The sequence below is a fragment of the Actinophytocola xinjiangensis genome, from assembly GCF_001921215.1.
Classification (GTDB): Bacteria; Actinomycetota; Actinomycetes; order Mycobacteriales; family Pseudonocardiaceae; genus Actinophytocola; species Actinophytocola xinjiangensis.
On record NZ_MSIF01000016.1, the window covers coordinates 22,046 to 34,489 of the forward strand.

At 69.1% G+C, this 12,444-nt stretch carries 12 protein-coding genes; all 12 read right to left on the reverse strand.

Features of this window, described 5'->3' with window-relative positions; genetic code table 11:
- Positions 1-35: 35 nt before the first annotated feature.
- Positions 36-809, reverse strand: coding sequence for an SDR family oxidoreductase (locus tag BLA60_RS27505; protein ID WP_075135913.1), 774 nt, complete (start codon positions 807-809; stop codon positions 36-38).
- 3 nt (positions 810-812) lie between these two features.
- Positions 813-1,715, reverse strand: a complete 903-nt coding sequence (locus BLA60_RS27510) for a dihydrodipicolinate synthase family protein (protein WP_075135914.1) — start codon at positions 1,713-1,715, stop codon at positions 813-815.
- The gene (locus BLA60_RS27515) at positions 1,712-2,494 is read right to left on the reverse strand and encodes an enoyl-CoA hydratase-related protein (protein ID WP_211288866.1); all 783 of its coding nucleotides are present in this window, start codon (positions 2,492-2,494) and stop codon (positions 1,712-1,714) included. Before BLA60_RS27515 ends, BLA60_RS27510 begins: the two co-directional genes overlap by 4 nt.
- Positions 2,491-3,645, reverse strand: a complete 1,155-nt coding sequence (locus BLA60_RS27520) for a CaiB/BaiF CoA transferase family protein (protein WP_075135915.1) — start codon at positions 3,643-3,645, stop codon at positions 2,491-2,493. Before BLA60_RS27520 ends, BLA60_RS27515 begins: the two co-directional genes overlap by 4 nt.
- Positions 3,642-5,015: an FAD-dependent oxidoreductase gene (locus BLA60_RS27525; RefSeq protein WP_075135916.1), complete on the reverse strand. Its 1,374-nt coding sequence runs from the start codon at positions 5,013-5,015 to the stop codon at positions 3,642-3,644. The genes BLA60_RS27520 and BLA60_RS27525 overlap by 4 nt, the downstream gene beginning before the upstream one ends.
- 103 nt (positions 5,016-5,118) lie before the next feature.
- A complete protein-coding gene (locus tag BLA60_RS27530) occupies positions 5,119-5,694 on the reverse strand; it encodes a helix-turn-helix domain-containing protein (RefSeq protein WP_245812175.1) in 576 nt (191 codons plus the stop codon).
- A 436-nt stretch (positions 5,695-6,130) separates the two neighbouring features.
- Entirely contained in the window at positions 6,131-6,391 is a 261-nt protein-coding gene (locus BLA60_RS27535; RefSeq protein ID WP_154814648.1) for a hypothetical protein, read from the reverse strand.
- 38 nt (positions 6,392-6,429) lie between these two features.
- Positions 6,430-6,726, reverse strand: a complete 297-nt coding sequence (locus tag BLA60_RS27540) for a hypothetical protein (protein WP_075135919.1) — start codon at positions 6,724-6,726, stop codon at positions 6,430-6,432.
- A gap of 56 nt (positions 6,727-6,782) precedes the next feature.
- Positions 6,783-7,094 (reverse strand): hypothetical protein, encoded by a 312-nt coding sequence (locus BLA60_RS27545; RefSeq protein WP_075135920.1) that lies wholly within the window; start codon positions 7,092-7,094, stop codon positions 6,783-6,785.
- Positions 7,095-7,131: 37 nt separating this feature from the next.
- Positions 7,132-7,467 carry a CU044_2847 family protein gene (locus tag BLA60_RS27550; protein WP_075135921.1) on the reverse strand — a complete coding sequence of 112 codons (336 nt, stop codon included), beginning with the start codon at positions 7,465-7,467 and terminating at the stop codon, positions 7,132-7,134.
- A gap of 34 nt (positions 7,468-7,501) precedes the next feature.
- Entirely contained in the window at positions 7,502-10,957 is a 3,456-nt protein-coding gene (locus BLA60_RS27555; RefSeq protein ID WP_162293018.1) for a trypsin-like peptidase domain-containing protein, read from the reverse strand.
- A 390-nt stretch (positions 10,958-11,347) separates the two neighbouring features.
- The gene (locus BLA60_RS27560; RefSeq protein WP_245812177.1) at positions 11,348-12,421 is read right to left on the reverse strand and encodes an HAD-IIIC family phosphatase; all 1,074 of its coding nucleotides are present in this window, start codon (positions 12,419-12,421) and stop codon (positions 11,348-11,350) included.
- Positions 12,422-12,444: the final 23 nt, after the last annotated feature.

Genomic DNA, 12,444 nt, shown 5'->3' on the forward strand with positions numbered 1-12,444 from the left:
GTTCCACAGTGGTCGGTGCGGCTGGTGGGGGTGTGTCAGTGGCTTCTCGTCATGCCGCCGTCGACCCGCAGCCGGGTGCCGGTCACGTACGCGGCCGGCTCGCCGCACAGGAAGGCGACGACGGCGGCGTACTCGTGCGGGTCGCCGTACCGTCCGGCGGGGATGTTCGCCACCGAACGGGCGCGCACCTGGTCCACGTCGATCCCGGCGGACGCGGCGGCCGACTCGTCGAGCGACACGGTTCGCCCGGTCGCGATCCGGCCGGGGAGCACCATGTTCACCGTCACCCCGGCCGAGGCCACCTCCCCCGCGAGGGTCTTGAGGTAGCCGGCGAGACCGGCGCGGGCCAGGTTGGACAACGCCAGCCCGGGGATCGGCTCGACCACCCCCGCCGAGCCGACCGCGACGATCCGCCCCCAGCCACGCTCGCGCATACCGGGCAGCAGCAGCGAGACGATGTCCAGCTGGGTGAGCAGCAGGTGGTCCAGCGCCGCCCCGACCGCGGCCCGGTCCAGCCCGGCGGCGGGCATCGGTGGCGGGCCACCGCTGTTGAGCACCACGACGTCGATGTCCCCGACCGCTTCCTGTGCCCCGGTCACCAGTTCGGCGGCGGCGCCGGGGCGGGAGAGGTCGACCGGCACGGCGTGCGCCCCGGGCAGTTCCCCGGCGAGCCGTTCCGCCAGGTCGGCCCGCCGGCCGGACACCACGACCCGCACGCCCTCGGCGGCCAACGCCCGCGCGCAGGCGTGCCCGAGGCCCGAGGTGGAGGCGCAGACGAGCGCGGCCCTGCCCCTGATTCCCAGGTCCATCTCTCAGTCCTCCAGCAGGGTGTCGGCGTGGGCGAGATGCGCGACGAGCAGGTCGTGCAGCGCGCCGGGGAAGCCGGGGGCGGGCGGGCGGACCGCCGACTCGATGAACAGGCCCCTGGTGCGCAGGCACTCCTTGCGCACGGCCAGCGCGATCCCGCGCTGTGCCTCGAAGTTCACCAGCGGCAACCACCGGGCGAACACCGCCCGCGCGGCCGGGGTGCCGCCGTCGCGGTAGGCGTTCACGGTCGCCACCAGCGCCTCCGGGTAGGAGAAGCCGGTCATCACGCCGGCGGACCCGCAGGCGAGTTCGTCGAGCAGGGACACCCCGCCGAGGCCGCCGAACACGGGCACGCCGGTGTTCGCGACCAGGGTGGCCACCGCGGGTGGGACCGGTGGCTCCTCGGCCTTCACCGCCGCCACCGCGTCACCGGCGTCGCGGACCACCGCCGCCAGCGTCTCCGCGGCGATCCGCACCCCGGACACCGCGGGGTAGTCCTGGACCACCAGCGGGGTCCCGGTCGCCTCGTGCACCGCGGCGAGATGCTTGCCGAGCGCCACCGGGTTCGGCGTGTTGACCTGGACCATGATGGCGACCGGTCGGCGGGAGCCGGCCTCGATGACCTTGGTCGCCTGCTCGATCACCACCCGCGTCGCCAGTCCGGGAACCCCGAAGACCAGCGGCACGGACGTCTCCTCGCTGACGATCTCGGCGACCTCCGCCTGCTCGGCCTGGTCCAACGTGGCCGCCTCGCCGAACACGCCGAGCGCGACCAGGCCGGTCACCCCGGCGGCGGTGAAGTGCTCCACCTCCCGCGCCAGCGAGGCCTCGCACAGGTCGAAGGCCGACCCCTGGAACGGCGTGGCGAGCACTCCCCAGACGCCGGGGTCGAGCGCGTTGGCGGTCATCGTCCCCTCCAGACCGGCGCGCGCTTCTCCCGGAAGGCACGCACACCCTCCTGTGCGTCGGCCGAACGCAGCGCGGCGACCAGTTCGGGCGTTCGGGTGCCCTGGATCCGGCGTGCCTGTCCGATCCGTTCGGCCAGTGCCATGCGTTTCACCGCGCGCAGCGACAGCGGGGCGCAGGCGAGGATGTCGGCCACCCAGCGGTCGACCACCTCGTCGAGTTCCTCGGCCGGGACGACCTCGTTGACCAGTCCGAACCGCAGCGCGTCGGCGGCGCTGACCCTTCTGCCGGTCAACAGGATCTCCATCGCCTGGCGGTAGGGCACCTGCTGGAGCACCCCGGCGACCCCGCCGTCGAGCGGCACCCGGCCGACTCTCGGCTCCGGAAGTCCGAAGAAGACGGTTGACGCGGCGACCACGAGATCACACCCCAATGCCAGCTCCATGCCGCCGCCAAGGCAGAAACCGTTGACCCTGGCGACCACCGGAACCGTGAGAGTGTCCCGCATGGACAGTCCACCGAACCCGTTGCCGGAGGCACCGGCCCAGTAGTCCACACCGGACAGACCGTTGTCCTCACGCAGGTCGGCCCCGGCGCAGAACGCGCGGTCACCCGACCCGGTGAGCACCACCACCCGGATCCCCGGCGTGGCCTCGATCTCGGTCCACACCCGCTCCAGTTCGGTGGCCGCCGCGGAGTCGAGCGCGTTGCGTGCCGCCGGCCGGTCGATGGTCACCCTGGCGACACCGTCACGCACCTCAAGGATGATCCCGGCGCTCACGACAGCGCCTCCGCGACCGATCCGAGTACCTCGTCGGTGTCCTGACCGAGGGCCGGCGGAGGCAGCCGCACGCCGGGTCGCACCCCGTTCATCCTGATCGGTGAGGCCACTGTGGACATCCGGCCCGCCTTGGGGTGCTCGAACTCCAGCACCATGTCGTTGTGCGCGGTCTGGTCGTCGGCGAGCGCCTCACCGAGGGTGCGCACCGGAGCGCACAGCAGGTCCTCGGCCTCCAGCCGTGCCAACCAGTACGCGGTACCGTTCTCGGCGAACCGCAGGCGCAGGATCCGCTGCAGCTCCGTTCGGTTGGCCCGCTGGTCGACGAGGGTCGCGAACCGCCGCTCGGCCGACAGGTCGGGCAGTTCCAGCGCGGAGCAGATCGACCGCAACGGGTTCTCCTTGAAGGCACCGACCAGCGCGATCGTCCCGTCGGTGGTGGCGAAGCATCCGGTCAGCGGCATCTGCGCCCAGTTCAGGTCCATCGACCGCATCAGCTGCACGGTCGCCTCCTGCATCTGCATGGACAGCATCGAGTCGTAGAGGGAGACCTCCACGACACCGCCCCGGCCGGTGCGGTCACGTTCCAGCAGCGCCAGCAGGATGCCCTGCGCCAGGTGCATGCCGGCGCTGTAGTCGGCCAACGTGGTCGGGTAGATCGCCACCGGGTGGTCCGGGTCCGGCTTGCGCATCATCACCCCGGTGTAAGCCTGGGCGATCACGTCCTGACCGCCCTTGCCGACCAACGGGCCGGTCGACCCGAACCCCGACGCCGACGCCCAGACCAGCTTCGGGTTACGTGCGCTGAGCCGTTCGTAGCCCAGTCCCAGCCGTTCCATCACGCCGGCCCGGAAGTTGCTGGTGACCACGTCCGCGGTGTCGATCAGCCGGTCGATCGCCTCCCGGACCGCCGGATCCCGCAGGTCCGCGGCCACACTGCGCTTGTTGCGGTTGAGGCTCAGGAAGACCGGGTTGTCCAGGCCGAGCGGGTCCTCCAGCGTGGACCGGGAAAGGTCACCGTGCTCCGGGCGCTCGATCTTGATCACGTCGGCGCCGTAGTCGGCGAGCAGTTGGGTCGCGCAGGGGCCCAGCATCACCTGGGAGAAGTCGATGACGCGGATACCGGCGAGCGGCGTCGGGCCGGACTCACTCATGCCTGTTGACCTCCGTCGATGGTGGTGGCGTTGGAAGCGGGGATGTCACCGGGATCGGCGCCCTGCGCACGAAGCTGTTTCTGCACCGAAGGCACGTCGACATCGCGCACCAGGACGCCACCCGACAGCGCCTGCGCGGCGGCGACCCCCGCCGCCTCGCCCATCGCCATGCACGGCGGGATCTCCCGGGAGATGCGCTGGGCGTCCGGGGTGGCCGAGTAGTGCCGCCCGGCGACCAGCAGCTGGTCCACCCCGACCGGCACCAGTGCCCGGTAGGGGGTGTAGTAGTCCCGGCCGCGGGCGACACTGTCCGGAAAGTGCCGGCGGTCCACCACGTCCTCCTTGGTGACGACGTACTCGCCGCGCAGCAGCCGGGTCTGGCGCACGCCCATCTGCGGGGCGACGTCGACCAGCACGCAGTCGGCGAACCCCGGCAGTTCGGCACGGGCGAACCGCAGCAGTGCGTCGATCCGGTCCCGCGCCTCGAACTCCGCGCGGGTCAGGTCCTCGACCGAGGTCCCGTCGTACCCGGTCATGTGTGGACAGTTGCACCACACGACGCCCGGCAGCGGGGTACGCAGCCACCACAGGTCCCAGGCGCCGCCGAGGATCCGCTTGGCCTTGCGGTTGAGCGCGCGGGCCGCACGCGGGTTCTCGTGCTCGAAGGTGGACGCGGCGTCCACGTCCACCTGTCCCAGGCGGAAGACCAGCGTGGTGATGTAGGCCGAGGTGGTGTGGTCGGCGCCCGCCCTGGCCGCGACGTCGATGTCGCCGGTCGTGTCGATGACGATCTCGGACAGCAACGCCTGGCGGCCGGCCTTGGTCTCGACGACGACGCCACGCATCCGCCCGTCCTCGACCAGCGGCGCGGAGAACCAGCTGTGCAGGCGCAGGTTGACGCCGGTCTCCCGCACCAGGTCGTCGGAGGCCCGCTTCCACGCGTCCGGGTCGAACGCGACCGCGTAGGTGATCGGCTTCGGGTTGCCGTGGCTGTGGAAGTCGAACAACCCCCACCGCCCCCAGCGCCGCCACACCTCCTCGCCGCGGGTACGGTCCTGTTCCGGCGGGTACACCGCCAGCCCCCACGCGGCCATCCGGTCCACGTACTCCTCGACGATCCCGCGCACCGCGATCTCCGGCCCGTTGGACATGTCGTCCAGCACCAGCACCATCCCGCCGGAGGCCAGCCCGCCGAGGTGGGCGTAGCGCTCGACGAGGGTGACCCGCGCGCCGTTGCGAGCCGCGGAGACGGCGGCGCCGACACCGGCGGGGCCACCGCCGACCACCAGCACGTCCGACCGGTCGACCACCGGTACCTGGTGTCGTGGTTCGGTGACCTGCGAGCCGTCTTCGGAGAGCACGAAAGACATACCTCACCTACCTGGAAAGGGGGAAGCGCCGGAGCGCACGATGGCGACCCCGGACATCCACGCGGGTGCCGCGGTTCGGTTTCTCTCAGTCCTGGATGTACTGTCAGGGAGCTGTGGCGCGGTTCGGTGGTGTTACCACCCACACCGCGGTCACTGCCACGTCACCGGCGTTGCGGTACCAGTGCGGGACCGAACCCTCGAAGGTGATGGAGTCGCCCGGTTCCAACACATAGCAGGTGCCGTCGAGAAACACCTGGTGCGTACCGGAAATGACCACTCCGAACTCCTCGCCCGGGTGCGACATCGGGCTGTCGCTGGAGTCGTACCCCGGCGGCGCCGTGATCCACAGCGCCTCCAGCACTCCACTGCGACCGGGAGTCAACAGTTCGTGTACGGCGTCCAGCCGCGCCGGCCTGCCGACGTCGAGCGACCGGCGCTCACCGGCACGCACGACGGGAGAACCGTTGTCGGCGACGTGAAACAGCCGACCAATGTAGACGTCAAGGGCGTGGGCTAGCTGACTCAGCGTGCTGAACGCGGGATTTCCGTTCCCTCGTTCGAGTTGGCTGATGAGGCCAACACTGATCCCAGCTCGACTGGCCAGCGCCTCCAAGGTCAGGTTCCGCTGCCTGCGCAGCATCCTGACCGTCGCGCCGACCGTGGCCACATCGGCGACCACCGAACGCTCCGCCGGCTGGTCGACGTGGCTGACGTCCATGTCCGACCCTCCCGTCCACCGTCCGGCGTGGGTTCACTACAGCAGGAGTTCTTCATTTGGTCAAGGATCCGTCCACCTCGGACACGTCCTCGTAACCAGGCATTGGGCACAAGCACAATGACCCCAGCTCAGACCGTCCCCCGAGCCCATCGGCCGGACCAACGCGACAGGTGCTCCCGCGAACGCGCCGACCTGGCGCTCACGTTCCGGTCGCCTACCGAGGACGGGTGCACCGGCGCCGCCTGGACCAGGACAGTCCACATGCGCCGCAAGAAGCGCGACGATTGTGGAGCGAGGCACGCTGCCGCTGAAAACCAGCCGCCCGTCACCCGGCTCCACACACCAACGCCATGGCCTCATGCGCCCAGGCGGCCGGCTCAGCTGACCAGCCACACGCTCAGGGTCGCGCGACGCCGTCGACGGCGACGGCGACGGCGACGGCGACGGCGACGGCGACGGCGACGGCGACGGCGACGGCGACGGCGACGGCGACCAGCAGAATCACCACCGCCGCCAGGACGACGTCCTGCGGCGCCGAACCAGACCTCGCACCCTGCCACCAGCCGGTCCGCCGTCCGGCGTCGAGCTGGGCGCCGGCCACGCGGATGCGGGCTCGCCCGGCCCGGTCGGGTGCTCCTGCGGGTCTGTCATCCGGCAAGTCCACCACCACCTGACCGGGACCCCTCGCCGACGCTCCTAGTCTCCCAGGAACCACAGATAGAGATGTTGGCCGCTCTCCACTTGCTGACAGAGCCTTTCGATCTCCGAAGCCGCCTCAGACCCAAGAAGCTCTCGCACTGACTCGTCGGCAATCTCCTGCCGAAGCCTCACCGTCTGTCGCGAATTGAACATGGAGTCCGCGTAGGGCAGCAGGCTCCCCAGAAACGGAAACCGGTCAGCATCGACATGCCGCAACGCTGCCATCCAATCCAGTCCGAATGACCCTCGCGCCACGATGTCACCGGTTTCGCCTCGCACCTGCATAGTGATCATTCAGATCTCCTGTCATGCACACCCTGAGGTGGCATCAAACAGATGCGGCTCCAGGATCATCCGGGGTTGGTAGGCTCACGGTGTACACCGTGGGCTGGGACGCCAAGATGGCTCGGTAATACATCGAGCCTGCGTCCGTCGAGGTCAGTGATCACGATCGGAACATCGGCGGTGAAGGCAATGGCGATCCCTCCCGCAACGTGGCTGACCTCCACATCGCCGGTGAGAAACGCCTCGGACTCGACGAAGAGGACGTCGCCGCGAGCCAGTGTGAACTCCGACCCCCACGGCTCGATATAAAGCGAGCATTGCTCGCCGTCGAGACAGGTGACCTTGATGCGCGGTGACGTGGCGCTGCGTCCAACCATCGGCGACTCACCCTCCCCTCCCGCTGATGGTGTCTCGCTATTTCGGCGGGACGACGTCGTAGACCAGTTTCACCTTCAGCGAGGCATTGGCCTCACCGCTCGCGACGATGATGTTCCCCTTGGCGGAGAACGCGAGACCGAACTCGATCTCGAGGTTGGCGGGACGAGCGGCTGGTGATGTGGCGAGCTGATCGATCGCGCTGACCATCTTGGCGGCCATGCCCTGAATGACCTCGTGAGCGCTGCCGAACGCGGCGTGGACCCGGTCGCCGGCGTCGGACAGCCTGGAGGTCGGCTCCGTTCCTGGCTCTCGTACGGTTTCGATCTGAACTTCGACGTCACCGATCCGAACTGGCACGAGGTGGCTGATCATCACCGAACTCTAGCCGGTCGACGGGCCTGCTCGATCATGGTCGCGACGGCCCGATCGTTGGTCGTGGACCCGCCGGTTCCCTCAACTCGTCGAAGATCCAGAACTGGTATCCCGCCACTCCATTGATGGTGGCGGCGCGCAGGAGCTGGTCGAGGAGTGCGTCGTCGTTCTTGTCCCGCGCAGATGCCGCGAGCACCCGGAGCGCGTCGCTGACGAGGCCGGCCGGCTGCGGATTGGGCCCTGTCGCCACGCCATACTCCGCGCCGGACAGGCAACGCGATGCGGCCAGACGAACCGCGATCTCGTGGTGAAGCCGCGCGTGGTCGGACGGGCAGGTCTCGTGTGCGTCGGCCAGAGACCGTGCCAGGTCCTCATTCATGCCGAGCTGGCGCTGGAGGCTGGACAGCATGACCAGGGCGTGGGCGAGCCGTGCCTTCTCGTCTGGGCAGAGTCGCCAGAGACGTACGGCCTCGGCCCAGGCAGCGTGCGCTCCGTGCGGGTCGTCGCCATGCAGGTCGGCGGTGTTCTGCGCCACCACCGCGGCGTTGTTGTTCACGCCGCAACTCACCCAACACATCGCCGCGATCTTGTAGTGGCGCAGCGCCAGCACCCGCTCACCCGTGTACGACCCGATCCTGGCCCGTTCGAAATGGGCCCATGCCCGGGAGTCCGCATCGCCGACCCGGTCGGCGAGCGCGATGGCACGGTCTGCCCACCAGGAGGCGTTCCGGGGGCCGTCGACCACTTCTGGTGCGTGTTGAGCGAGCTTTGCCAGGTTGACGAGCACGGTGCCGGACTCGTCGGCACGCCCGTGCGCTTCGAGCAGTTCGTTTGTCCTGATCATGGCATTGTAGGCGACGCGGTACTCCTTCAGACGGGCAGCCACGTCCCCGACGAGCAAGCAGGCGTCGACGTGTTCCTCGCGCAGGCCGTGCTCTGCGGCGATTCGCTCCCCGCGCTGGGCCCACGACAACGCGTCGCCGCGGCAGGAGTCCGCCGATGCGAGTACCTCGACGAGGTCACGGATCGAGCGCACGGCGCGACCCGGACTCGTGGTGGCGAGGTGAACGGTGACCAGCGCCTCCACCGTCCTGGTCAGGGCCGGAAGGTCCCAGGTGGCGTTGTAGATGACGCGCAGGTCTCGTCCGAGGTCCTCGGCGATGTCCCACCACGAGTGGGAAACGGCGATGTCCAGCGCGGTGTGGGCGCGGGTGGGATCCATTTCGAGCTCTAGGTTCGCGATCTCTGCCGCGTGCACGATCTCGGACATGCGATCGGCGAGGTACCGGGTGGACCGGCGACGGAACGCCCGGATGTCCTGCGGGGTCTCCTCGGCGGTGAGGCGTTCCGAGGCGACTAGGCGAACGAGTTCGGCCAGCCGGAACGACAGCACGTAGCCGCCGTGGGACCCGCCAGTACCCTCGCAGTCGGCCATGCTGGCATCGACGACCCGGTGCAGGCTCAGTGCGGTGACCGCCTCGTCGCCGTCCAGTGCGTAGGTCAGTTCCGCTTCCGTGGCGACCGCGCCCGGCACGGCGGACAGGTACCTGGTGGTGTGCCGTTCGGGCAGGTCCATGTCCAAGTAGCCGAGCATGATCGCGCTGCGAACGGCGCGTTCGTCGTCGCTCAGGAAGTTCAACCTGCTGTGCTCATGGGTCAGGAGCCGGGCCCATTCGGATACCGCGACCTCGGGGCGGGCGGTGAGCCGGGCACCGACGAGCCGGAGCGCGAGCGGGAGGTTGTCGCACAGTCCGGCGATGTGCTCGAGGTGCCGGTGGTCACGCGGCCGGACGTCGGCGGCGAATCGCCGCAGCAGACCGACACTGTCGGACGGGTCAAGCACCGGAAGGTGCACGGCCAGATCTGGATCTGCGAGCGATTGCCGTCGCTGGTGCGAGGTCACGATGACAGTCGCCGCGCCGCTGTCCCGGACTACCGGGGCGACGTCGCCGGCGTCCCTGACGTTGTCGAGTACCAGCAGCGAGCGGGTCGAGCCGAGCACCCGCCGAAGGGTGTCGAAGAGGGCTTCGTCCTCGCCGAGTCTCGAGGTGATGGGCTCCCCGAGCGCTTCGAGCAGCATCCGTGCCACCGTACGCACCGACCGGCGGGAGCCAGCCTGCCGACCGTACAGGTCGACGTACAACACGGTGTCATAGTGGGACGCTGTGCGATGTGCGACGTGCAGGGCGACCTCTGAGGCGCCGACTCCCGGGCGACCCGAGAGCCACAACACCGAGTGCCCGGGACCGTCGGTGGTCGCGGCGCACAGCTTCGCGACCACGTCATCCCGTCCGGTGAGGTACCGATCGGCCCGTCTCAGCTCGCACATGTGCCTGGCCACGTGGGACAGGCGCTGACCACGCACGTCCAGCGCAGCCGGAGCCCGCTCGCCGGTGCCCGGTACATGTACCACCGAGCCCTGCTGCTCGTCCGCGTCTTTCTCCCTGACAATCACGGCTTCCCGGCTGGTAGAACGCGCGACTGGCACGAGATCCGCCAGCCGGTCAGCGAAATCCGGCCGAGACGGCGTACCGCGCAGAGCAGAAGCGATGTGAGGTGCGGTGGCCGAGGTCGCCGGCAGCCGCCCGTCCTCGACGGCCGCGGCCAGCCGGACCCGCAGGCGGGCGAGCAACGCCGCGCACTCGCCGTCATCGTTGCTCGACCACCGCGCGATCGCCCGCGCGTGTTGAGGAAGCCAGGTCAGCAGGACCGCTGGCTCAAGCCCATGCGCACGCAACCGACCACGGAAGGCGACACCGTTGACCTGAGATTCATCGACAACCTCCGCCACCAGTTCGTGGACCGTCCTGCTGAGCCCTTCCCCGGCAGACCTTCCCGTCAGCGCGGCGTCGATGGCGGAGAGAAGATCGACCGTCCATCGCGCCAACTCCGCGCCCCCTGGCTCCAGGCTCGGGCGTGCACAGGTGACCGTGGTCAACCCGTCGAGCAGCGAAGCGAGATCCTCGGTCCGGGCGACCCACACCGAGTCCCGCAACCAGCCGTCGCCACTGTTGTACCGGCCGGACACCACCCCGACCACCGCGTCGTCACCGGCCCGTCGCACCGGAGAGCCGCTCATCCCCAACATGACATCCTGGCAGCGCATCCTGCCGAGTCTGGCGCCGTCGCCCTGACGTACCGTTCCGCCGGCCCAGCTGCCGAAGGCGTCAAGGTACTCATGACGATGCTCGCTGTAGGGCACATCAGCCACGCCGGTGAGGTGCACCAGTTGGTTGAGGCGCAGGTCGTCACTCGCCACCAGAGCGGACACGCTCTCCGGCAACGAGCCGGAACAGGTCAGCACCGCCAGATCGTGGACGCCGTCCACCCGCCGTGCGGTAGCTGCCATGACGGGACCGGCCGGATAAAGAGCACGTACCCGCACCTCAGTGTCGGCACCAGCCTGCTCCAGCACGTGCACGGCGGTCACCAGCACACCAGCGGAAACCTGAAAACAGGTGCCCACCGGCGCCGCGCTGCCGTCCAGCACACTACCCAGGTACCCCCGAACAAACATGCTCGCTACCCTGCACCCACAGGATTCAACGACATACCACCACCCCCGCCTATCGCGTAGAGGCCAACCCCAGTCGCTGTCGCCAGCTCTACCCTTCACAGTAGGCCAGGACAAGCTGGGCATACAGCAGCGTGTCGAGGTCGCGAGGATCGTCACGGTGCTCTCGATGATGCATTACCAGAAAGACGACGATGGATTCGGCACCATCTCCGGATTCACGTCCAAACGGCGGCCGGCAACAAGGCGACAGAGATCGCCGATCAGCGCTGTGGCCAGTTCCTCGATCCTGGCAGCGGGTCGCGGGATCAGCATCACCGGATCCTCAACGCCGACCCGGCGGTCACGCGGACATCACTGGTGCGGTCAGCTGGCGCGGTCCAGGCTCTCCGGAGTACGCAGGTCCACCGCGGTCAACGTGATCACCTCGGACAGTGTCTGCGGTGCCGGCACCAGGTGCAACCGGTTCGACCCGGTGTCGGGCGCCGGCACGGGCGTGACGCACTCACACGAGTCGTCGGTGAAGCCGGCGAAGCGGTAGGTGACTTCCATGATCCGGTTTCGTTCCGTCGGCCTGAAGTCCGCGAGCAGGTGTACGCCGGCGCGCTCGGCCTCGTTGACCAGCCAGCTGAGGATCTGGCCGCCGACACCGAGCGAGACCACCCGGCACGAGGTCGCCAGCAGTTTGATGTGCCAGACCTCGGGGTGGCGGTCCAGCACCACGACGCCGACCGCGCCGTAGGGGCCGAACCGGTCGGACACGGTCACCGTGAGCACCTCGTGCGCCGGGTCCGCGACCATCGCGAGCAGGGTCTCCTCGGCGTAGAACACGCCGGTGGTGTTCATCTGGGTGGTCCGGACCGTCAGCTCCTCGACCCGCCCGAGCTCCGCCTCGGTGGCCCTGCCGATCGTCAACCGGACCTCGAGCGAGCGCAGGAAATCCTGGTCCGGCCCGCGAAAGGCCGCGCGTTCGGCGTCTCGCTGGAATCCGGCCTGGTACATCTGGCGGCGACGACGGGAGTCGGTGGTGATCGTTGTTGGTGTGAACTCGGGCAGGGTGACCAGCGACGGCACCTGGGCGTCCGAGTAGCAGCGCACGCCGGGCAGGTTGAACTCGACCTCAGCGCGTTCCTGCGGCCGGTCGTCGACGAAGGCCACGGCTTCTGGCGCGAACCGGAGTTCTTCGGCGATCTCGCGCACGGACTCGGACTTCGGCCCCCAGCCGATTTTGGGGAGCACGAAGTAATCCGCGATCCCCAACTCGATCAACCGAGCCATCGCGAGGTCGGCGTCGTTCTTGCTGCTGATGGACTGCAGAATGCCGCGCTGGTCGAGGGTTGTGATCGTCTCCAGAACACCGTCGACGAGGTCGACCTGATCGTCCTCGAGCAGGGTTCCGTCCCACAGCGTGTTGTCCAGGTCCCAAACCAGACACTTCACCGGTGTCACCACGGGAACTCGCT